14 protein-coding genes and 3 pseudogenes are annotated in these 21,676 nt (G+C 68.0%); 9 read left to right on the top strand and 8 right to left on the bottom strand.

Translation table 11 applies throughout. The features are described from left to right. Positions 1–68 precede the first annotated feature (68 nt). Positions 69–353, bottom strand: coding sequence for a DUF6300 family protein (locus NRF20_RS43210; protein WP_398634117.1), 285 nt, complete (start codon positions 351–353; stop codon positions 69–71). 74 nt (positions 354–427) lie between these two features. Then, on the bottom strand, positions 428–4,024 hold the full coding sequence (gene dnaE, locus NRF20_RS43205) for a DNA polymerase III subunit alpha (protein WP_398634118.1): 3,597 nt from the start codon (positions 4,022–4,024) through the stop codon (positions 428–430). Positions 4,025–4,379: 355 nt separating this feature from the next. Between dnaE and NRF20_RS43200 the strand changes: the two genes are divergently transcribed. The 4 genes and pseudogenes from NRF20_RS43200 to NRF20_RS43185 form a co-directional block, all read left to right on the top strand. Further along, positions 4,380–5,327: a LysR family transcriptional regulator gene (locus NRF20_RS43200; RefSeq protein WP_398634119.1), complete on the top strand. Its 948-nt coding sequence runs from the start codon at positions 4,380–4,382 to the stop codon at positions 5,325–5,327. A 739-nt stretch (positions 5,328–6,066) separates the two neighbouring features. Beyond that, the gene (locus NRF20_RS43195; protein WP_266366514.1) at positions 6,067–6,711 is read left to right on the top strand and encodes an ArsR/SmtB family transcription factor; all 645 of its coding nucleotides are present in this window, start codon (positions 6,067–6,069) and stop codon (positions 6,709–6,711) included. After that, a complete protein-coding gene (locus NRF20_RS43190; protein WP_398634120.1) occupies positions 6,708–8,081 on the top strand; it encodes an MFS transporter in 1,374 nt (457 codons plus the stop codon). The genes NRF20_RS43195 and NRF20_RS43190 overlap by 4 nt, the downstream gene beginning before the upstream one ends. Positions 8,082–8,276: 195 nt before the next feature. Further along, positions 8,277–8,768, top strand: a pseudogene (locus NRF20_RS43185) (IS110 family transposase); the annotation flags it as partial. A gap of 92 nt (positions 8,769–8,860) precedes the next feature. On the opposite strand, the gene NRF20_RS43180 reads toward NRF20_RS43185, so the two are convergent. Continuing rightward, complete coding sequence (locus tag NRF20_RS43180; RefSeq protein ID WP_266366517.1) at positions 8,861–9,823, bottom strand: helix-turn-helix domain-containing protein; 963 nt, start codon at positions 9,821–9,823, stop codon at positions 8,861–8,863. Between the two features lie 91 nt (positions 9,824–9,914). Here NRF20_RS43180 and NRF20_RS43175 point away from each other — a divergent pair, with 91 nt between their 5' ends. Further along, the gene (locus tag NRF20_RS43175; RefSeq protein WP_398634121.1) at positions 9,915–14,144 is read left to right on the top strand and encodes a S8 family serine peptidase; all 4,230 of its coding nucleotides are present in this window, start codon (positions 9,915–9,917) and stop codon (positions 14,142–14,144) included. 71 nt (positions 14,145–14,215) lie between these two features. Here the strand turns inward: NRF20_RS43175 and NRF20_RS43170 are convergent, their stop codons facing one another. Further along, a complete protein-coding gene (locus tag NRF20_RS43170) occupies positions 14,216–15,085 on the bottom strand; it encodes an ATP-binding cassette domain-containing protein (protein ID WP_413754317.1) in 870 nt (289 codons plus the stop codon). A gap of 93 nt (positions 15,086–15,178) precedes the next feature. On the opposite strand from NRF20_RS43170, the gene NRF20_RS43165 reads away from it, so the two are divergent. Beyond that, on the top strand, positions 15,179–15,331 hold the full coding sequence (locus NRF20_RS43165) for a hypothetical protein (protein ID WP_398634123.1): 153 nt from the start codon (positions 15,179–15,181) through the stop codon (positions 15,329–15,331). A 161-nt stretch (positions 15,332–15,492) separates the two neighbouring features. After that, a complete protein-coding gene (locus tag NRF20_RS43160; RefSeq protein WP_398634124.1) occupies positions 15,493–15,771 on the top strand; it encodes a hypothetical protein in 279 nt (92 codons plus the stop codon). Positions 15,772–16,022: 251 nt separating this feature from the next. Here NRF20_RS43160 and NRF20_RS43155 read toward each other — a convergent pair. Next, positions 16,023–16,766, bottom strand: a pseudogene (locus tag NRF20_RS43155) (ISAzo13-like element transposase-related protein); the annotation flags it as partial. 111 nt (positions 16,767–16,877) lie between these two features. On the opposite strand from NRF20_RS43155, the gene NRF20_RS43150 reads away from it, so the two are divergent. After that, on the top strand, positions 16,878–18,098 hold the full coding sequence (locus tag NRF20_RS43150) for an IS4 family transposase (RefSeq protein ID WP_413754316.1): 1,221 nt from the start codon (positions 16,878–16,880) through the stop codon (positions 18,096–18,098). A 24-nt stretch (positions 18,099–18,122) separates the two neighbouring features. Here the strand turns inward: NRF20_RS43150 and NRF20_RS43145 are convergent. Together NRF20_RS43145 and NRF20_RS43140 are read right to left on the bottom strand one after the other, a co-directional pair. Beyond that, positions 18,123–19,375 (bottom strand): IS3 family transposase gene (locus NRF20_RS43145; RefSeq protein WP_413754315.1). Its coding sequence is split into 2 segments (ribosomal slippage): positions 18,123–19,093 and positions 19,093–19,375, totalling 1,254 coding nucleotides; the frame shifts between segments, so codons are not numbered across the junction. Between the two features lie 159 nt (positions 19,376–19,534). Beyond that, positions 19,535–19,690: pseudogene (locus NRF20_RS43140) on the bottom strand (ISAzo13-like element transposase-related protein); the annotation flags it as partial. A gap of 399 nt (positions 19,691–20,089) precedes the next feature. Here NRF20_RS43140 and NRF20_RS43135 point away from each other — a divergent pair. Beyond that, the gene (locus NRF20_RS43135) at positions 20,090–20,857 is read left to right on the top strand and encodes an SDR family NAD(P)-dependent oxidoreductase (RefSeq protein ID WP_398634125.1); all 768 of its coding nucleotides are present in this window, start codon (positions 20,090–20,092) and stop codon (positions 20,855–20,857) included. A gap of 251 nt (positions 20,858–21,108) precedes the next feature. On the opposite strand, the gene tpg is transcribed toward NRF20_RS43135, so the two are convergent. Next, positions 21,109–21,546, bottom strand: a complete 438-nt coding sequence (gene tpg, locus NRF20_RS43130; RefSeq protein ID WP_413754314.1) for a telomere-protecting terminal protein Tpg — start codon at positions 21,544–21,546, stop codon at positions 21,109–21,111. Positions 21,547–21,676: the final 130 nt, after the last annotated feature.

The raw sequence follows: 21,676 nt of genomic DNA, 5'->3' as shown, positions 1-21,676 counted from the left end.
TTGGCGACGGTGGTCTTCCCCGAGCCGGTGATGCCGTCCAGGAGAACGGCAAGGGCCCCGTGGTCTGCCTACAGTTTGCCGTCTCTCCACCGGGCCTCCTGTGAATCCAGATCGGCGCGGTTCGGTGTGCGGTCGCGTACGGCGTTCAGCCAGTCATGAACGAGCTTGTCGAACGCTTCACGATGCACTGCACTCAGTTGACCGTCTGCGGCGAACAGCGCCAGCAGTTCTCCCGCCGCAGGGGTACTGGTGTCGCAGGATCGGCAGAGCACCGTCTCCTTGAGGCCATCGATCCGTTCTCCGGCCCGGTTGCGCCAGGTGTGTGGGTAGCGAGCCACCAGCAGCACCGGCATATCGCAGCGTGGGCAAGGAGGGGACGTCCCGGAGGTCCGCAGTTCGACAGCGGCAGTCTCGCCGGTCCTCGGCATCATGCCAGGCCCGCCCACGCGTCAGCGCCGAACGTGCCCTTCACGTCGGAGGCGACGGTGGTGGCGTCCACCTTGGCTTGCAGGGCGTACACGGTCGTCTTGCGTGCGCTGCGGACGCTGAGGTGCACTGGGCTGTCGCCTGGGTGGTCCGCGAGGATGCGCTTCAGTTCTCTGACGGACTGTTCGGTGATCCGGTGGGCGGAGAGGGCCAGCCGCACGGGGGGTTTCCCGCCGTGCTCGGCGGAGGACACGTCCAGTACTGCGAGTTCTCTGCCGAAGACGTTCACGGTTCCGTCCCGGTCTTCGATCTTGCCCTTGACGGAGATGACGTTGTCTTCGGCCAGCGCGTGCTGCACGAGCTGGTAGGCGGCGGGGAAGAAGAGGACCTCGATGCCGGCATCACGGTCCGCGAGGTTCACGATGGCCCAGGCGTTGCCCTGTTTGGTCACCTTGAACTGGATGCCGGTGATCAGACCGGAGAGCTGCACGTCCCCGGCGGTGCGGCCGGAGGCGAGCAGTTCGGCGATGGAGCAGTCCCGTGCGCCGGAAAGGACGTGCTCGGCGCCGTCCAGCGGATGGGCTGAGACGTAGAGGCCGAGCATGTCGCGCTCGGTTGCCAGGAGCTGTCTGCGGGGCCACTCTGCGTCGTCGATCGGGAAGTCGAGGCCGAAGGACGGTTCGCCGCTTCCTGCGCCGCCCAGATCGGCGAAGAGATCGTCTTGTCCGAAGCTTGCCGCCTTCTTCACGGGGACGATCGCGTCGATGGCGTCCTCGTGGATGGCGGTGAGGCCCTTGCGTGAATGGTCCAGGGAGTCGAAGGTTCCGGCCTTGATCAGGGACTCCACAGCTCGCTTGTTCAGTGCGGGCAGGTCGGCCTTGTCGAGGAAGTCGGAGAAGGAAGTGAATTTCCCTTTCCGGCGGCGGGCGTCGAGGATGGCCTCGATGACGTTGTCGCCGACGTTGCGTACGGACCGCAGCCCGAACCGTACGTCGTCGCCGACGGCGGTGAACTCGGCGACGGACTCGTTCACATCGGGCTGGAGGACCCGGACGCCGTTCTTGCGGGCGTCGGCGAGGTAGATCGCGGCCTTGTCCTTGTCGTCGCCGACCGAGGTGAGCAGGGCGGCCATGTACTCGGCCGGGTAGTTGGCCTTGAGGTAGGCGGTCCAGTACGAGACGAGGCCGTAGCCGGCGGTATGGGACTTGTTGAATGCGTAGCCGGAGAACGGGAGCATGACGTCCCACAGGGCCTTGACGGCTTCCTCGCTGTACCCGTTGCCCCGCATGCCGTCGTGGAACTTGTCCCACTCCGCGGCCAGCACCTCCGGTTTCTTCTTGCCCATCGCGCGGCGCAGCAGGTCGGCGCCGCCGAGGGTGTACCCGGCCAGTTCCCGGGCGATGGCCATGATCTGCTCCTGGTAGACGAGCAGATGGAAGGTGTTGCCGAGGATCGGCTCCAGTGCGTCGCGCAGCTCGGGGTGGATCGGGGTGATCTCCTGGCGGCCGGTCTTGCGGTGCGCGTAGTTGGTGTGCGCGTTGGCCGCCATGGGGCCGGGCCGGTAGAGGGCGTTGACCGCGGCGATGTCCTCGAACCGGGTGGGTTCCATCTGCTTCAGCAGTACGCGCATGCCGCCGCCGTCGAGCTGGAAGACACCGAACGTGTTGCCCTCGGCCAGCAGCCGGTACGTCTTGGCGTCGTCCAGAGGGATCACGACGGTGGACGGGTCACCGTCCAGGGGATCTACGGTGACCAGGCTGATGCCCCGGTTCTCGCGGATGTTCTCAATCGCCTGGTCGATGACTCCCAGGTTCCGCAGCCCCAGGAAGTCCATCTTGATCAGACCCATGGCTTCGCAGGACGGGTAGTCGAAGCCAGTGATCTTCACGCCGTCCGAGGCCCGCATGTGCAGCGGGATGCGGTCGGTGAGCTTCGTCCTGGAAAGGATCACCGCCGCGGCGTGCACGCCGGTGCCGCGGGTGAGGCCCTCCACCCCGCGGGCGGTATCGATGACCCGCTTCACATCCTGCTCGTTGTCATACATCTGCCGGATCTCGCCGGCCTCGCCATACCGCTCGTGGGAGGAGTCGAAGACGGCAGCCAGCGGGGCGGACTTGCCGTTCTGGTCCGGCGGGAGCGCCTTGGTGATCCGCTCGCCATGGGCATAGGGGTAGCCGAGGATGCGCGAGGAGTCCTTGATCGCGTTCTTGGCCTTGATCTTGCCGAACGTGTTCACCATGGCGGTGTACTCCTCGCCGTACTTCTCGGTGACGTAGCGGACCATCCGGTCGCGCTGACGGTCGTCGAAGTCGAGGTCCACATCCGGCGGGTTGATGCGCTCGGGGTTCAGGAACCGTTCGAACAGCAGGCCGTGCTCCAGGGGGCACAGCTCGGTGATGCGGGTGGCGTAGGCCACGATGGAGCCGGTGGCCGAACCCCGGCCCGGACCGAGCGGGATCTTGTTCTCCCGGGCGTGGCGGCAGATGTCCGCCACGACGAGGAAGTAGGAGCTGAAGCCCATGGGGCCGATGACCGACATCTCGGTCTCGAAGCGGTCCACGATGTGCTGAGGGATCGGGTTCCCGTAGCGCATCGCCAGACCCTTGAGGACTTCCTTGCGAAGCCACGACTCCTGCGTTTCACCTTCGGGTACATCCGGGAACTGCGGCATCTCGTCGACGTAGTCGAAGACCTCGTCGTAGGACTCGATGCGCTCAGCGATCAGCAGGGTGTTGTCGCAGGCTTCCGGAAGCTCCGAGAACAGGCTGCGCATCTCGGCGGCTGTCTTGAGGTAGTAGCCGGAGCCGTTGAACCGGAAGCGGCCCGGGTCGTCCTTGTTCTTGCCGACACCGATGCACAGCAGGCTGTCGTGAGCGTCGGCCTGGTCCTCGGTGACGTAGTGCGCGTCATTGGTGGCCAGGAGGGGAATGTTCAATTCCTTGGCCAGACTCAGCAGGCCCTGACGGACCTCTCGCTCGATGTCCAGGCCGTGGTCCATCAGCTCCAGGAAGTAGTTCTCGCGACCGAAGATCTCCTGGTAGGCCGCGGCAGCAGCCTTCGCCTCGTCATACTGGTTCAGCCGCAGGCGGGTCTGGATCTCGCCAGAGGGGCAGCCGGTGGTGGCGATGATGCCGTCCGGCCGTTCAGCGATCAGCTCCCGGTCCATGCGCGGCTTTCCGGCAGGGAACTGACCCTCATAGCTGGCCTGCGTGCTGAGCCGGAACAGGTTCCTCAGGCCCTGGCTGTTCCGCGCCCACATGGTCATGTGAGTGAAGCGGCCGCCACCGGAGACATCCTTCGCCCCCTCACCGTCCGCGCTCGTGGCGCGACGGCCTCCCGACCGCCAGAACTCCTGCTTCCGGACGAAACGAGAGGAAGGCGCCACATACGCTTCGATGCCGATGATCGGCCTGATCCCCTCGAAGCCCTTCGCGACCTGCGCGAACTCGTACGCGCCGAACATGTTGCCGTGGTCGCTCATGGCAATCGCAGGCATCCCCTGCCGGGCCACCTCGCCGAACATCGGCTTCAGCTTCTGCGCGCCGTCCAGCATCGAGTATTCGGTGTGATTGTGCAGGTGAACGAAGGAATCCGGCACGGGTAGGTCACCTCCGGGGTGAGTAGGAAGCCCCATCCCGGCCAGAGACGCGATGGTGGCCTTGTCGGTGGCCGACCGCACCGGCATCGGCAAGATGGGCGGACGGCTCGACCCGTCGCGGTGCGGTCACGCCGACGGGGCAACCAATGGGTCGCACCGCCCGTGCACGCAATCAGCCCAAGCCCTTGAAGCGATCGCCCGCCAGCCGCCTGGCAGCCGGGCAGCGCCCCTCCTGCCGCACAGCCTGCAAAACCACACGTTGACCAGAGACATGAAAGCGAGCATGGCGTACTGGAATCAAACAACCATTTCATCGATCAGACTCAACGATTGGTTGTTCACTACGATGGTCACCGTGGACCTCACCGCTGTGCGCACCTTCGTCACCGCCGTGGACGCGGGACAGTTTCAAGAAGCCGCCACCAACTTGTCGATCACCCCACAGGCTGTGTCCAAGCGCATCGCTGTGCTGGAGAAGGGCCTCGGTGTGCAGCTGTTCAGCCGTACGGCCCGCGGAGCCCGGCTCACCATCGACGGGCAGGCCTTCCTGCCGTATGCCCGGGCTCTCCTCCAAGCCGAGGAACGAGCAGCCGCTTCCGTGCTGCCAGGGCGCCGGGCGTTGCGCGTCGACGTGGTCGGCCGCCGGCTCTCACTGGCGGGCCTGCTGCGCAACTTCCACCGTGCGTATCCCGAGACCGATCTTGATGTCGTGACCCTGTTCGACTCCGACACGGCCATCGCCGCCGTCCGGTCCGGGACGATCGACGCGACCTTCCGCGCCGTGACCATGCCGGGTCGGCAGCTCCCCGACGGTATCGAGGCCACTCCGGTCTTCGACGAACCGCTGCACCTGTTCACCGGACCGGCTCACGAGTTCGCCGCCGCCCGCGCGATCGCTCCCGCCCAGCTCGCCGGGCGCCGGATCTGGATGCCCGGCAACATGCCTGGCACCGAGTGGGCCGCCTACTATGACGAACTCGCCGCCACGTTCGCTCTCACCATCGACTCGGTCGGTCCGAACTTCGGTATCGAGCCCCTCCTCGACACGATCGCGGACTCCTCGACGCTGGCGACCTTCGTCAGTGAGCGGACTCCGCTGGTCTGGCCTGCCGGCCACGACTTGCGGCGCATCCCCCTGCACGACCCGACCCCGGTCTACCCCCACTCACTGATCTGGCGCACCGACAACCCGCACCCCGCCCTCACCGCACTGCGTAACCACCTCACCTCTACATACCCCGGCCGCCCCGACAGCGGGATCTGGACACCGAAGTGGGCCCAGCGCGCCGCACAGCCGAGCTGACCCAGAGACACCAACGCCACAACGAGCGGGCCGGAGAACTCCCGGCGCTGAGCTTTCGGCGAACAGACGCAGTCCCCGAGTTTGAGGCAGACTCGGCAGTGCACCGACGAGAACCGCACCCGGATCACGAGCAGTTGTTCTTCTGAGCGGCGGTGGTTCCACTGGGTACTGGTGATCCCGTTCGGGCAGGTCACGTGCTGGTCGTCCCAGTCGATGGTGAAGGCATCCTGTCCGTAGGCGCCCTCACCACGGGCCTGGGCGACAGCCACCGGCCGCAATGGCCCGTGCAAGGCGGCACCGTGGTCGCCTCGGGCGGCGGCCAGGGCACTGGAGTTGGCGATGCCAGTGTCGACCCAGTGTTCGTCCAGCAGCGGGCCCCGCTCGGCGAGGCCGGTGTGGACGACGGCAGCCATCCGGCCGTCGGAGACGGCGGCGAGAGTTGTGGTCACGTTCGTGAGCAGATGCACCGTGCCCGGCTCGCACGTCTCGGTGAGATGGACCTTGTAGTCCGTACGGCGAGGTCAACCTCGACATGGCCGCTCGCCTCAACCTCGCCGCGGTCACGATGCCCAGCCCCATACGGCAGGCGATGAGGAGCCGGCCGAGGAGCATACGGACGCGTGAGGCTGTCCAGTCCCGTCACCGGCGCGGTACCGGTGGCGGACTTCCAGCCAACTTTCCAAAACAATTTCTGCAAAAATACTTTTGGAAAGACTCTGAGGCGTTCTACTCTCCCGTCATGGTCAGCGAAGAGCAGAAACGCGTACTCGATCCCGAGCAGGACGCAGCAGCCCTGAAAGCCCTCACGCACCCTCTGCGCATCCGGCTGCTCGGGATGCTGCGGCAGGACGGCCCGGCCACCGCGAGTGAACTCGCGGTCAGGACCGGGGAGTCATCCGCTTCCACCAGCTATCACCTGCGGGTTCTGGCGAAGTACGCGTTCGTCGCCGAGGCCGAGCACCGTGACGGGCGGGAGCGCCGCTGGCAGGCGGTGCACTCCGTGACCTCCTGGAGCAACAAGGCCATGGAAGCCACACCGGGCAGCCGCGCCTGGGTCAACTTGTCGCGCAGGGCCCAGATCGAGCACCTGGGGGCTTCTCTCGTCCGACACGAGGCCGACATCGCCGACGGGCGGCTGGGCCAGGAGTGGGTGGCGCCTTCCGGGATCGGCGACCTGATGCCCCGTCTGACCCCCGAGTCGCTCACCGAACTCTGGGAGGTGCTCGACCGGAAGCTGGAGGAGCTGACCACCCGCGATGCGGAAGATCCACGCGCCGTGCAGGTCGTACTTCTCACCGCCGGGCTGCCCCTGGCACCGCGCGGCCCCGGCGCAGAACCGGACGCCTCTGCCCCTGCGGGGACAGATGCCGGGGACGCGTCATGACCGGGCCGCTGGACATACGTACCGCACGCCGCCGCTACGTCACGGTCTGCGTTCTGTTCTGGCTGCCGCTGGGACTGACCATCGCTCCCCTGATCCTGCTGTTCACCGAGCGCGGCATAGCCATGGCGGCCATCGCCGGCTTCTTCGCCGCACATTCCCTCACCGCCGCCGCGCTGGAACTGCCCACTGGAGGATTGTCCGACGTCCTGGGACGCCGCGCTGTTCTGGCCGCCGCCGGCCTGCTGAACCTGACTGCCTTAACGCTCCAGGGCGTGGGCACTGCTCCCTGGCTGCTCGGCCTCGGCATGGCCCTGATGGGCGCGGGCCGTGCCCTGTCCAGCGGACCGGCCGAAGCCTGGTACGTCGACACCGTCCACGAGCACTCCGGCCCCGGCGCCGAACTGCGCACCGGCCTGGCCCGCGGTTCCTCCGCGACATCCGCCGCCCTCGCAACCGGCACCCTGCTCGGCGGCGCACTTCCCTGGCTGCTCGGACTCGGTCCCGACCTCGGCGCCCGACTGAGCGAGGCAACCTCCGGACTGGTGCTGCCCCTTTCCGCCCCGCTGTTGCTGGGCGCAGCGGTTGAGATCGCCTTCGTGCTGTATGTCCTGACCGCTCTGCCCGAGCCGCCCCGGCCGGCAGCCACCTTGCGCGGCGTACTGCGAGGCATCCCGGCCACCGTCTCGGGCGGACTGCGCATGGGCGGACGCGACGCGCTGGTCCGCCGGGTCCTCCTCAGCGCGGGGGCCGCCGGCAGCGCCTTGGCCGCGATCGAACTGCTCACACCGGGCCGGGCCGCAGCCCTCACCGGTGCATCGGAATCAGGCGCGGTGCTCTTCGCCGCACTCGCCTGCGCCGGATTCATCTGCTCGGGTATCGGCAGCCACCTCGCACCGCTGACCGCCCGGCTTGCGGGCAGTGGCGAGCGTGCGGTCTTGGTAAGCCTCGGCACCAGCGCGAGCGGCCTGCTTCTGCTCGGTGCCACCTCAGCGTTCACAGGAGTGGGCTCCGTGGTCCTCGCGGCCACCGGCTACGGCCTCGTCTACCTCGGGCTCGGCGCGGCGGGACCGAGCGAGAACGACATCCTGCACCGCCGTGTCGCAAGTTCGGGCCGCGCCACCGCGCTGTCCGTCCAGTCTCTCGCCCTGCAACTGATGGCAGCTCTCACCGGCTTGGTCATGGGCGTCCTTCCGGTAGGCCCGCTGCCCTGGCTGCTGGGTGGCACCGTGCTGCTGACAGGCGCTCTCCTGTGGATTCACCGCAGCGGGCCCACACCCCCGACTCCGGCGGCAACGCCTCAGCCGCACACCGTGTCGCCCTCTCCAAGCACCGTCGGCTCAGACCGTCATCAGCCAGATACCGGTCAGTAGCGCCGGGGCCAACACCCCGAAGACCGCACAAGCGCACGGGTGACCGCAAAGGCGCCGTACATGTTCGCGAACAGACAGCTCGTTCGCACGGCACTCATCCATCGACCGGCTCTTGGACGGTGCAACATGACCAACAGTCGGGACCGGCCTCTGCTGACGCGCGTGCCCCGCCCTGGAGAACCACCCGATCCGCAGCTCGTTTACATACCCGGCCTCGCGGTCAACCGCGCCGCCGCCGGCTACCGCAGCACCGGCAAGACCGACGCCAAGGAAGCCGCCGTCATCGCCGACCAGGCCCGGATGCGCCGGGACCTGACCATCCTTCGGCCGGACGACGAACACGCCATCGAGCTGCGTTTGCTCACCGGCCGCCGGGCCGACATCAATGCCGACCGCACCCGGCGCATCAACCGCCTGCGCGGCCAGCTGAGCAGTATCTTCCACGCTCTGGAGCGGGTGCTCGATCTGGGCAACGTAGGTCCGCGGATCCTGCTGACCGGCTTTCAGACACCTGCGGCCATGCGTCGGACCGCCCTCAAACGGCTGGCGACGTGGCTACGGAACCGCAAGGTCCGTGGGGCCGAGGCCCTCGCCGCAGCAGCCCTCGAAGCGGCCGACCGGCAGCACACCGCCCTGCCGGGCGAGAAGATCAACGCCCAGGTGATCCACACCCTGGAGGTACGGGTCTTCATCAGTCACAAGCCGAATTGTGCAGGCGTGGAACGCGCGCCGAGACCACATCCACTCATTGCCGCCCCACCTGCTGTCGGCGTGCTCTCTCACAACCAGCCGCGACGGGCCGCGATCACTCCGGCCTGGAAGCGGTTGGCGGCGCCAAGGAGGTCGTGCAGGCGGCTGATGCGGCGGCGCATGGTACGGACGGACCAGCCGAGCTGGCGGGCTATCGCCTCGTCCTTGAGGCCGCTGACCAGGAGGGTGAGGACGAGTCGGTCCTCCTCGCCGAGGGGGTCCTCGGCGGGGGCGTTGAGGGGCAGGGCCTGCTTCCAGCACATTTCCCAGTAGCCGGTGAGGGCATCGAGCAGAGTGGACGGGCGGATCACAGCGGCGCGGACGTCGTTGAGGTCGAGGGAGAGCGGCATCAGGGCGAGCTTGCGGTCGGCGATGGCGAGTTTGATGCCCAGGCCGGGCAGGACGCGGGCCTGTTCGCCGTGCCGGACCAGCTCGCGAATGTCGTCGAGGACGCCCGGCCATTCCAGGGCCTCGGGGGCGTAGACCGCGCGGTACCGTACGCCGCGGCCGAGCGCCGTCGCCTCCACCGGGTTGGAGGTGGTCAGGGCGTACGGCGGCCGATCCAGGGTCATCACGTCTTCGTGGGCCTCCTGCTGAAGGCGGACGAACCAGCGGCCGAGCGCCTCGCTGCCGGTGGTTATCTCCACCTCGTCCTCATAGGTCGCGCCGGTGCGCGCGGCGGCGAACAGCCGGGACAGCTCGTCGGCCGCCGAACGGACCCGCTCCAGCTCATTGCTTCTGGCCCGCACCAGCGCCTCGACGGCGGCGCCCGGCTCGATCGCGGCGTACCGGCGGCGGGAGCCGGCGAGCCGGCCGACCAGCCCGTGGTCGCGGAGCCGGTCCAGCGCCCTGGCGACGCGCTCGGCCGAACAGTCGAGATCCGCGGTGAGTTCGGCAGGGGCCGCCGTCCGCCGGGTCAGGACGGCGCGGTAGACGCTCTCGTCGAACGGATCGATGCCTGCCGCCGTGAGTTGCGGTGTCTCGGGAGTCATGGACGGATGGTGGCCCAATTGTGCCAGCGGCAGCAATGGGCCACGAAGATCAGTTGTGCGGCAAGTGCCCTCACCACTAGGACTTTTACGCATGGCAATGAAGTCACGAAGATCGCGTCATGCCGCCCTCGCCGCCGTTGTTCTCGCCGGCACGTTGGCGGCGACACCGGGTGCCGCCAACGCGTCCACGCCCGACCCGTCGCAACGAGTGCTCGTCGAACTGTCCGGGAACCCAGCGGTCACCGCCGCGCCCGGTGGGTCGCTGCTGTCCGCCGAGGCCGCCCGCGGCGTAGGCGCCGCCCGCCGCGCGCTCGACGCGCGGCAGGAGACGTTCCTCGGCTCGGCGAAGAGCGCCGGGCTGCACCCTTCGGCGACCCGCAAACTGGGTCTGCTCATCGATGCCGTGGCAATGACGGTGCCCGCGTCCGAGGTGGGGCGGCTGTCCTCGCTGCCGGGCGTCACCGCCGTCCGCCCCGACACCCGGGTGCTGACGAAGACGGACGTGAGCGTGCCGCTGATCGGCGCCCCCGGCGTCTGGCAGCGCAAGGACCCGGCCGGAAGCCACGTCACCGGCAAGGGGACCACCGTCGCGATCCTGGACAGCGGCGTGGACTACACCCACCCCGACCTGGGCGGCGGACTCGGCAAGGGGCACAAGGTCGTCGGCGGGCACGACTTCGTCAACGGTGACGAAAACCCCATGGACGACAACGGCCACGGCACCCACGTCGCCGGCATCATCGCGGGCAAGGCTGCTGAGAAGGGCGGCGTCACCGGCGTGGCGCCCGGCGCGAATCTGCTGGCCTACAAGGTGATGGACGCCGACGGCTCCGGCTACACGTCGGACATCATCGCCGGAATCGAGGCGGCCTCCGATCCGGCCAACCCGCACCGCGCCGATGTCATCAACATGAGCCTCGGCGGCCCCGGCGACGGCGCCGACCCGCTGGGCCGCGCCGCGACCGCGGCCGTACGAGCCGGTGTGGTCGTGGTGGCCGCGGCCGGCAACGACGGACCGGGCACGGGTACGGTCAGCAGCCCCGCAACGGCCGACGGCGTGGTCGCGGTCGGCGCGTCGACAAGCAATCTGCGGCTGCCCAGTGCCTATCTGGCCGGCAAGAAACCCGAGTTGATCCAGACCTACCGCGGCATCCTGTCCGCGAACCCGCCGGAGCACCCCGTCACGGCGCCGCTCGTCGATGTCGGCGAGGGCACCGCCGAGGACTGGAAGCGGGTCGGCGACGTACGCGGAAAGATCGTACGGGCCGAGATGCTCATCGCCTCCGACACCCGGTACCTGACGGCGAGCGCCGTGGAGTGGGCGAAGGAGGCGGAGAAGCGCGGCGCGATCGCCGTGCTGGCCGGCCTGCCCTCCAACGACGGCCCGGTGTTCGTCGCCGGGGCACCGGGAGAGGTCCGGCCGCCGGAGGTGAACCCTGAGCCGGGAGTGACCGAAGTACCGTCGTCGCCCGCGCGGATCGACGCCTCCGGCGACTCGCTGCGCATGGACCACCTGGTGGTCATGGGCATCGACTCGACCCAGTACACGGAGTTGAGCTCCCGGCTCGCCGCCGGGAAGGTCTCGGTGACGCTGCGGGGCACCGACACCACCGACCGGATCGCCTCCTTCTCCTCACGCGGTCCCACACAGGGCTTCGGTTTGAAGCCCGATCTGGTCGCACCGGGTGTGGAGATCCGCTCCACCATACCCAAGGCGCTGTACGGGCCCGGCGAGTACCGTATGTCGGGCACATCGATGGCGACCCCGCACGTCGCCGGCGCTGCGGCCCTGCTGCGCCAGCTGCATCCCGGCCGGGCGCCTGCCGAGATCAAGGCCGCGTTGGTCGGCACCGCGAAGCCGCTGAGCGGCAGCGGGCCCACAACGCAGGGCTCGGGCCGGCTCGATGTGGCCGCGGCCGCCTCGGCCACGGTCAGCGCCTCGCCTGCGTCGGTGTCGTTCGGACTCGCCGATCTGTCCCGGCGTCACGTCGGCGGCATCGCGAAGGTGACGCTGCGGAACTCCGGCAAGCGGCCGGTCGCGACCTCGCTGCGGACCGACGGTCCGGCCACGGTCTCGGCGAAGCGGGTCACCGTACCGGCCGGGGGGACCGCGACCGTCACGGTCTCGCTGCGCGTCGCCCGACCGGCGGCCGACACCGAGATCAGCGGCCGTCTCACGGCGACTCCCGACCAGGGACCGGCGATCGGGGTGCCCTACCTGCTCGCCGTCCGGTATCTGGCCGTCCAGGCCGCACCCGACCCGAGCGACGGTCACTCGACCGTGCACATCGCCCCGCCGACCCGGCTGGCCGCACCGCCGGTCGTCACCGTCACCCCGCCTCGCGGCAAGGCCGTCGACGTCACTTCCACGCTCGATCCCGCCAGCGGCTACTACCGGGCCGAGGTGTCCGGCAGTGTGGCCGGCGCCTACCGGGTCTCGGTACGCGGCACCGCCGGCACCGGGCAGCGGCTCACCGGCGCCGGCGCCTTCGAGGTCACCCCGGTCGACAGCCGCAGGAACCGCTGGAAGCCGGTAGGTCCCAACGGCCAGGCCGGCTCCATCACCCTCTCGTCGAGCCGGCCGAAGCAGGCCGTCCTCACCCAGTACCAGAAGGCGGCTCCCTGGCTGACCACCGACAACGGCGCCTCCTGGCGCCAGTTGGGACGACTGCCCGTCGCTGACGGCACGGGTCCGCTCGTGGTGGACTCGCAGAATCCCGACCGCTGGTGGTACGCCGTGAACAGCGTTCAGGACGGCAGTCGCCGGGGCGCCATCCTGCGCACCGATGACAACGGGCGGACCTGGCGCACGCTCGACGTCCCGGACACCCGCATCGCCGCGCTCGCCGCCGATGAACAAACCCGCACCCTGGTCGCGGTCACCTCGGACGCACTGCTGGTCAGCACGGACGCGGGCGACCACTGGACGACGTATCCGACCGGCGTCACCGGCGGCATCACCGCCGCCGCCGTAACCGGTGACACCCTCTATATGACGACGTATCACGGCGTCTGGGCCCGCTCCGGCATCGGCTCGGGCAACCCCGGCGAGGCACGCCTGCTCTTCGACCCGTCCGCCGAGACCGTCGGCGGGCTGGCCGCCGACTCCTCGGTCGTGGCGGTGTATGTCCCGGGCCGGGGAGTTGTCGGTTCCCGTGACGGCGGGGAGACCTGGACCACCCTGCTGTCCATGACGGACGGCGGTCTCCGCCTGACCATCTCGGGTGACGACCTGTACCTGAGCACGCTGTCCGGCAGCGGCCGTCTCAGCCGCGACCACGGGCAGACGTGGACCACGGTCGCCGCGCCGTCGCGCGCAGCGGTACCGATGGACTACGACCGTTGGGCCGACGGTTCTGTCACCGTCTCCAGCGAGCAGGACGGTCTCTACCGGGGTGCCGCGGACGGCACCGGATATCGGCGGATCGGCGTCCAGGGACTGACCGTCAACGATCTCGCGGTCAGTGACGGCCATCTGCTCGCCGCCACCGACAGCGCGGTCTACCGCACCGCCCTTCCCGTCGCGAGCCCGGAGTGGGGCCAGTCGGGCGGCGAGGGCAGGAGGGGCGTCACCGTCCCGCAACTTGCCGTGTCGGCCAAGGATCCGAAGGTGATCTGGAAGGTGCGGCGCACCGCGTTCGGCTCATTCACCGTCGAGCGCAGCGGCGACGGCGGTGCCACCTGGGAGAAGAGGGGCAGTTCGGCGGAGGTGCCGACGGCGCTCCTGGTCCACCCCGCCGACCCGAACCGGGTCATGGTCAGCTTCCGAAGCCTTCTGGGCCAGGGGCTGTTCGCCACCAGCGACGGCGGTGCGACATGGAAGAATCTCTACCACGAGCGCTCCTTCGACACCATCGCGGGCGACCCCGCAAATCCGCTGCGCCTGTGGCTCGGCAACACCGCCGGTCTCTACCGGTCTGACGACGGCGGAGTGACCGTCACCAAAGTCGCCGACGGCCCGGTGAGCGCGATCGACCTCGACGGACGGCGACTCGTCGTCGGCGGCGAGAGCGTCCGCGTCAGCACCGACGGCGGCCGGACCTTCCGCACCGCGGACACCGGCGCTCTCGCGATCCATGTCTCCGACCTGCTCCGGGTCAAGGACACGCTCTACGCGGCCACCACCAGGTCCGGGGCCAGCGGGCTCCTGCAAGGCGGCCGCGGCGTACTGCGCAGCACCGACCACGGTCTGAGCTGGCAGAACATCTCAACCGGCCTGCAGAACACCGACACCACCAAACTGGCCGCGAGCCCCGACGGCCGCACGCTCTACGTCGGCACCGTCGACGGCGGCGTGCACCGTCTCAACCTGCGCCACTGATCACTACGGACCGGGCGCCCGGACGGAACTTCTGTCCGGGCGCCCGGTCCACGCGTTGACGCGGCCGGGGATCAGCGCAACGACCACGGAGGCCGGGCCGCCCAGCGCCGGCACTTCAGCGGCGGTTTCGGTGCGGCTTCCAGCCCCGCTGGGGTACTGCGGCCAGCAATGCCTTGATGTAGTCCGTTTCCGGCGCGCAGAAGCTGCATTGTCGGGCCGCGTTCCACCACCCGGCCACCGGACATCACGATCGCGTCGTCGCTGATCCGATGGACGACGGCCACTCCGCTCGCGGGTGTCGGCAAGGAGGTTGAGGATCTGCGCCGGATCGATACGTTCAGCGCCGCCACCGCCTCGTCCAGGACGAGCGCTTGGGGTTCGACGGCGATCGCACGCGCGATTGCAACGCGTTGACGCTGGCCGCCCGAGAGATGGCGGGGCAGCATCGCGGCATGCCGTTCGGCCAACCCTACTGATTCCAGGCCCGGGCACGCCGTTCTTTGTCCATCATCATGAAGTGCAAGGCGAGGCTGGTCTCGATGACGTCGCCAATACGCTGCAATGGGTCGAGTGAGGAGTACGGGTCCTGGAAGACGAACGATCTGGATCTCCCTCGCCCGGCGGCGGCGTTCGGCAGAGGTGGTGCGGCGGTTTCGGACTCTGCCGCAGACGCTGACCGTCCCGCTGGTGGGGTTCTCCAGTCCGAGCAACATGCAGGCGACCGTGGTCTTGCCCGAGCCCGACTCCCCCACGACCGCCAGCGATTCGCCACGGGCGACGGTGAAGGCCACGTCGTCGACGGCGAGTTGTCCTCGCGCACGCCTTCCGCAGTGTTTCGGCTCGGCCAGCGGCCTCACCCCGTGCCGTTGGACCCCGCCTCCTGAGTGGTACTGCAACGATTCCTGGACCACCGCGAAGCCTGGCCGACCGAGAATCCGCATGTCATGGCCACCAAAGGAACAAGGGCCAGGCGAAGCCTGGCATCAACTGCCTTTCTTTCCAACGTTCTTGACGACTGCGGCTTCCCGCCCCGCATGATCCGCAGCACCCGTCTCGTCGACCTGGTGAACACCGTGTACCCCAAGCTCGTGTCCGCGGCCTTCGGCATGGCCCCACAGGCCGCAGTGATCCATCTCGGCGACCACATCGACTCCACCCGCCTGCCGGATGCGTTACCAACTCGATAAATTCGCTGTTCACGGCAGCGTTCGATCTGCAGAATCAGTAGAAAGCCGCGCTTCTTGTGTGACCACTGCCGACACCCCTCACCGGATCGGTCACCAAGGTGAAAGTGCCGCCACCAGTCCCGATGTCGGAGATCCCGGATCTCCGGACACGCCCGGCCCGCATGCCCTGCGGCACCTATGCCCCGAACCTTCGGCTGAGCGAGTTCAGTATCGACGTCCCAGGCTTCATCGTGCACCCCGACGACGTGATCGGCACCGAACAGCATCCCGACCTCGTGCGATCAATCGGCTACTGCCAGGGCCCTGCAGGCGGCGATGGCCTGAACCTGGTCTGCAGGGACTGCGGAGCCGAGGTCGCCACCCGGCAAGCGGACCGCTACACCCAGAACCGGGTGACCTTGGAGCCAGCGGCGGTCTACCTCTCCTTCTCCGACGACTGATCGCAGTACCCGGTAAGGCCGAACCCGTTGACTTTCGGTGCCGCCTGGCACAGGGTCGCCGGAACAAATGCGCTTTGCTGAACGTCTTGTTCGAGGTCAGACACCTCACGATGCCAACGTGTCAAGCGGCGGCGGCGAGTTCGGTGGGGAACGCGGTGTGTTCGTCGAACAGCGTGCGGCACTGGAGGCAGTGGTAGAGCTGCCCGATCAGGCAGTTGAAGCAATGCCACGAAGTTAGGGCTTGCAGATCATCAACTCGCTGGTTTGATCTTGGCCGGGAGGGGGCTTCCGGACTCTCTCGTGAAGTTATAGAGGTCGTCCAGGGTGGCGAGGCGGGGTTCGGCGGGCTGGATGGTGTGGTCCGTGGTCTCCAGGAGCTGGCGGATGTCGCGGATGCGTCGGTTGATGGTTTCGGGTGTGACGGCGAAGAGGCGGGCGATGGCGACCTGGGGCAGGGCGAGCCGCTGGTGAAGGACGGTGGCCAGGAGCCGGTCGGCGAGGGTGAGGACGGGACGGCGGCCAGTGCCTCCGTCGCCCTTGACGCGCGGGCGGTGGCCGCGTCGTTTGTCCAGGCACGTCTCACGCTGGGCATTGTAGAGGGTGGTCAGTTCGGTGATGAGGGCGTCCCACCCGGCAGGCGGCAGTCCGGTCAGGGCGGGGTGGCAGCGCCAGGCGAGGTCGGGGCTGGGCTGGTCGAATGGGTCCGGGGCGTCGTTGACCTGGGCGTATGGCTCGGGGCGGAGGGTGTAGTTCCAGTCGCCGTGCCACTCGTGCCGGCTCAGGGGCAATGCCTCCATCTGCCGGTGACCGATGCGGATCCCGGTCTCGTAGCCGCTGGTGTCAAGTTCGGCGTGGACGGTCAGGCCGGTGCGGGTGGTCGTCGCGGCGATGGACTCCACGATGACTTCGTGGCTGGTCAGGGGCCTGCCGCGCCAGTTCATGGTGATGTCGGAAAACAAACGGTGCTCGATCCGGTTCCACTTCGAAGTCCCCGGCCAATGCCGTTGTTTGAAGGTTCATTGAGTTGGTGGTGACGGACTGAGCGTCGCGCCGTTATGCGGGGTGTGCATCCATGGAGCGGGGTATCTGAACGAGTGCGGTTGGGCTTGATCACGCAGTGGGTGACGCCCGAGTTGGTGGACGAGGTCCTGTCGGAGTGTCGCAAACGGGACCGTCGGCCGGGAGCGTTGCCGGCGGGGTTCATGGTCTATTTCGCACTCGCACTTGCGCTCTTCCATCAGGACTCCTACGACGATGTGGCAGAACAACTAGTGGGTGGAATGAAGGAGTTGAGCGGGTGTATCCCACACAAGGCGTCTTTCACCCGGGCTCGGGAGCGCCTGGGACCGGAGGTTGTTGAGCGGATCTTCCACCGCTTGGCCGGCCCGCTGGCCCCTGCGGGGCTGGCCGGGTCTTTCTACCGGGGGATGCGTCTCGCTGCGGTCGACGGGTTTCTGCTGGACGTGCCGGATAACGAGGCCAACCGGCGCGCCTTCGGCGGCCCGAAGGACTCCAGCGGGAAACCGGGCGGGTTTCCGCAGGTGAGAGTCGTGACGCTGACCGAGACCGGCACGCATTCTTCCATCGACGCCAGGGTGGGCGGCTATAACAGTGGTGAACGCGACCCAGCTGTGGCGATGGCTGCCTCGGCCTCCGGGATGCTCGTGATCATGGACCGGGGGTTCCCCGGGGTGGAGTTGTGGAAGGCGTATATCGGCGCCGGTGCCCACCTGCTGCTGCGGGCCCGTTCGTGTGTGGCACACCGCCCGGTACGACACCTGCCGGACGGCACCTACCTGGCGCGCATGAACCTCGCGGGGCAGAAGGGCGCCCATCCGGGCGGTGTGCTGGTGCGCGTGATCGAGTACCGCGTCGACGGGGGCGAAGTGATCCGGCTACTGACCGACCTCTTCGACAACGACGCCTACCCAGCAAGGGAGTTAGCGGTCCTGTATCACGAAAGGTGGGAGGTGGAATCGGCCTATCGGCAGATCAAGACCTTCCAGCGGGGCCGGCAGGAAGTTCTGCGATCCACCGACCCACAGCTGGTGCGCCAGGAAGTGTGGGCGCATCTGGTCGTGCACCACTGCCTGACCGGCATCATCATGCAACTCGCCGACAGCAACGGCATCGATCCGGACCGCATCTCGTTCGTTAAGGTCCTCAAGCACACCCGACGCAGCGTGGTCCGCCAGCTCGCCGACACCCCGCCGAAGATCCGCAGGTTCCTGACCGCACTGGCGGCGAAGGTCCGCCGGAAACTCGACAACGGCACCCGCCGACTGCGAGAGGCAGACCGCTTCCTCAAACGGCCCAACTCGCTGTGAACCGCCCCGGGTTCGATAGAGATCTCAGATTGTGGTTGTGACCTGGGGTTTCGTGAGTTCCGTGTAGTAGTTGGTTTCGTACTCGACGGGTGGGATGTGCCCTATCTCTCCGTGGAGCCGGCGATGGTTGTACCAGTCGGCCCACTCGGCGGTGGCGAGCTCGACCTGGGAGAGTGTCTTCCAGGGCCGCTGGGGTTTGATCAACTCGGTTTTGTACAGGCCGATCGCGCTCTCCATCAGGGCATTGTCGTAGGCATCGCCGACCGAGCCGATGGAGGCGGCAATGTCGGCGGCGTCCAGATGCTCGGCGAGCCTGAAACTCGTGTACTGCGACCCGGCGTCCGAGTGATGGATCAACTCACCTGGCTGTATGGGGTGTTGGTCGCGGTCACGTTGCCAGATGGCCATCTCCAGGGCGTCCAGGACGAAGACGGTCTCCTTCACGGTGGCGGCCGACCAGCCGACGATCCGGCGGGAGAAGGTATCCAAGACGAACGCGACATAGACGACGCCGGACCAGGTCTTGATGTGGGTGAAGTCCGCCACCCAGCACCGGTTCGGGGCCTGGGCGACGAAGTCACGGTCGAGGCGGTCCGGGGCCCGGTCGACCTGCCCGCCGGGGAGCGTGGTGATCACGCGTTTGCCGCGGATCGCGCCCTGGATGCCGAGTTCGCGCATGAGACGCTCGACGGTGCAGCGGGCTGCGGTATGCCCCTGCCGGTTCAGCTCGCGCCAGATCTTCCGGGCCCCGTAGACACGGTGGTTGGCGGTGTGGATCTGGCTGATCAGCTCCTTGAGCTCCGCGTCCCGCACTGAACGTGTTGACGGAGCGGCCTGTCGTTTCTTGTTGGCGTAGTAGGTTGAAGGGGCGATCTTGCAGTCGTGCTCGGTGAGCGTCCTGCAGATCGGCTCGACGCCGCCGAAGCGGTCCCGGTGCTCGTCGATGAACGCTACGAGCGTGTGTGTGGCCGGTCGAGCTCGGCCGCAAAGAAACTCGCCGCGGCCTTCAGGATCTCATTCGCCCGCTTGAGTTCGGCATTCTCCTTCTTCAACGCCTTGAGCTGAGCGGACTCCTCCGTCGTCGTCCCCGGCCGCGTGCCTGCGTCGATCTCGTGCTGCTTCAGCCAGTTCCGCAGTGTTTCGCGGGACCCGATACCGAGCTTCTCGGTCACCGCCTGCAGAGCGGCCGTCTCGTTCGGGTAGTCGTCGCGCACCTCGGCGACCATGCGCACCGCGCGGCGGCGGAGCTCAAGCGGGTAACGGGAAGGTCGTGCCATGACTCGATCCTTTCATGAAATCGAGTCTCCATTCGAGCCGGGGCGGTTCACTGTACTCCTAGCGGCCGAAGAACAAACCGAAAGCCCCACCACGCCACGTACCCGCCAGAACCATCACACTGCAGGCGGCGATAGTTCAGTAGTCAAACAACGGCATTGAGTCCCCGGAGGAAAGTGACACACCGTGATCCTCAGGTCTGTTTCCAGGGCCGGGGCAGCGAGTTCGGCCTTCCATGCTCGGGTGCGGTAGCCATTGGACCCGCCCGCGTCGGCGGTGATCAGCAGCCGTCCGGCCTTCGGGTAGTCGTGCTGTCCGCGGCATATCCGGTGGCCCTGGCGGGTGAGCTCGGCGGCCAGGCGGCGGGTGGACTTCGTCGTCCACCGCAGCGGTGACTGTGGGAGTCACTGTCTGAGCGAGGTTGCGATGTCAGTTTGTTCTGATGTCACCAGGGAGCTTGCAGCGTTCGCCTCCCGCCCGCGTGACCGCTTTCGGGTCGTCTGTCCCGGCCGCCGTCCGTGAGCCATACGGGTCATCGAGTGCCGCCGTTCGATGGACGCGGCGGTCGGGTCCGATGCAGCTGTCGTCCGGCTGGGACACCTTGCTTGCGGGCGTACCGGACGATACGCCCCGGCCCGAAGAGAAACCCGGTGTCGTGCGGGTTCCGAACCGCTTGCCCGTCGTTCACCTGGGTGGTTGCAGGAAGGACCCTCGACGTGTCTGATCCCGTTATCCTTATCACAGGCGCGCTTACCGGTATCGGCCGCGCCACCGCCTTCGCTTACGCCCGTCAAGGCGCGAACCTTGTGGTCTCCGGCCGCCACGAGGACGTGGGTGAGCAGCTTGCCGGGGAGCTCTCCGACCTCGGCGCCCCGGCCGAGTTCGTGCGTGCCGACGTCCGCTTCGACGCCGATGTGAAGGACCTCGTCGATCGTGCGGTGGCACGGTTCGGGCGGATCGATGTCGCCTTCAACAACGCCGGCACCGAGGGAACACCCAGCCCTGTCACCGAGGTGACCGACGAGGGTTATCAGGCCACCTTCGATACCAACGTCAAGGGAACGCTGCTGTGCCTGAAGCACGAGTTCCGGGTCATGAGGGAACAGGGCGGCGGCAGCATCGTCAACGTCAGCTCCACCTTCGGCCTGATGGGCTATCCCGGGGCGACCTTGTACGTCGGGAGCAAGCACGCCGTCGTCGGTATCACCAAGGCAGCCGCGCTCGAAGGCGCCGCTCACGGTATCCGGGTCAACGCGGTCGCGCCCGGCTACACCCGGACCGCCATGTACGAGCGGTTCACCGGCGACGGCACGGCCCGTGCCGCGGTCGATTCGGTACTGCCCATGCACCGGGCTGGTACCCCGGAGGAGATCGCCGAGGCCGTCCAGTTCCTGGGTTCGGACAAAGCGAGCTACGTCACCGGGCATATCCTCCTTGCCGATGGCGGCCTCATGGCGGGCGGGCCCCTGTTCCCGAGCTCGTGAATCGCGAGGCCGGCGCAGGCCGTGTCGGCCTCGGCGGCGCGGTGCCCGCTTGACGTGATGTTCCGGTTCTCGTCATGCTCAAGCGGGCGGCCCCGCAGCACACGAGCGACATCAAAAGTCACTGCCATTGATCACGCCGCTTCCCGAGAAACGACTCCCGAAGTCACGACGAAACGACTCCCTCAGGAACTGACACAGCCAGGGCGGGGCGCCGTCGCACCGCCCTCTCTGGCGGCCAGGATCTGGCCCGCCTACGACGGGGAGACGGGCTGGCGGATCAGCCGGATCCGGCTGTCGTTCGAGGTGCTCGCCCCGGCCCGGAACCCGAACCGGGCCCGCGCTGTGATGGCCGGGCCGCCCGTGATGGACGCCCGGGCCCGCGCCTGGGCACAGACCTGAGGCTGCCAGTCCTTCGCCGTCTCCTGGTCCATGACCTCGGCGGTGGCCGTGCGGGGCGTGTTGATGGTGCCCTGCTGGTATCGCTGGACGGTGCACTGCGAAATCCCCAGACGCCCCGCCACGGCCTTCGTGGACCCCCTCGCCTTCGCCAGGAGGAACCGGAGCTGCGCGCCGGGCGACTTGGGGATCGGCCGGGTGAACTGCGCCTGCTCAGCGCGCTCCAGGCCCTCGTGGATCTGCCCGCGCTGAGCTCGCGCCGGGGCATGCCGGTGTGCTTTTCGATGGGTCATGTTCGACAGGCTTCAGCGGATCACCTGTGGATACGGGTCGGAGACTCGGCTTTGAGTGCTGCTGTCTACCGATGGCCTGAGGATCCCTTGCGCAGGGGGCTGGAAACGATCGCATTACCGGACCGTCGGA

This window comes from Streptomyces sp. R-74717, assembly GCF_047305335.1.
Lineage (GTDB): Bacteria > Actinomycetota > Actinomycetes > Streptomycetales > Streptomycetaceae > Streptomyces > Streptomyces atratus.
The sequence above is the reverse complement of the archived record's forward strand: the minus strand, read 5'-3'. Positions and strand labels throughout refer to the sequence as shown.

Bases quoted from the DNA above. Each gene is read 5' to 3' on its own strand.
- NRF20_RS43210 (WP_398634117.1), bottom strand. From the start codon at position 353: ATGCCGGTGCTGCTGGTGGCTCGCTACCCACACACCTGGCGCAACCGG.
- NRF20_RS43195 (WP_266366514.1), top strand. From the start codon at position 6,067: ATGGTCAGCGAAGAGCAGAAACGCGTACTCGATCCCGAGCAGGACGCA.
- NRF20_RS43190 (WP_398634120.1), top strand. From the start codon at position 6,708: ATGACCGGGCCGCTGGACATACGTACCGCACGCCGCCGCTACGTCACG.
- NRF20_RS43180 (WP_266366517.1), bottom strand. From the start codon at position 9,823: ATGACTCCCGAGACACCGCAACTCACGGCGGCAGGCATCGATCCGTTC.
- NRF20_RS43175 (WP_398634121.1), top strand. From the start codon at position 9,915: ATGGCAATGAAGTCACGAAGATCGCGTCATGCCGCCCTCGCCGCCGTT.
- NRF20_RS43170 (WP_413754317.1), bottom strand. From the start codon at position 15,085: ATGCGGATTCTCGGTCGGCCAGGCTTCGCGGTGGTCCAGGAATCGTTG.
- NRF20_RS43165 (WP_398634123.1), top strand. From the start codon at position 15,179: ATGATCCGCAGCACCCGTCTCGTCGACCTGGTGAACACCGTGTACCCC.
- NRF20_RS43160 (WP_398634124.1), top strand. From the start codon at position 15,493: ATGCCCTGCGGCACCTATGCCCCGAACCTTCGGCTGAGCGAGTTCAGT.
- tpg (WP_413754314.1), bottom strand. From the start codon at position 21,546: ATGACCCATCGAAAAGCACACCGGCATGCCCCGGCGCGAGCTCAGCGC.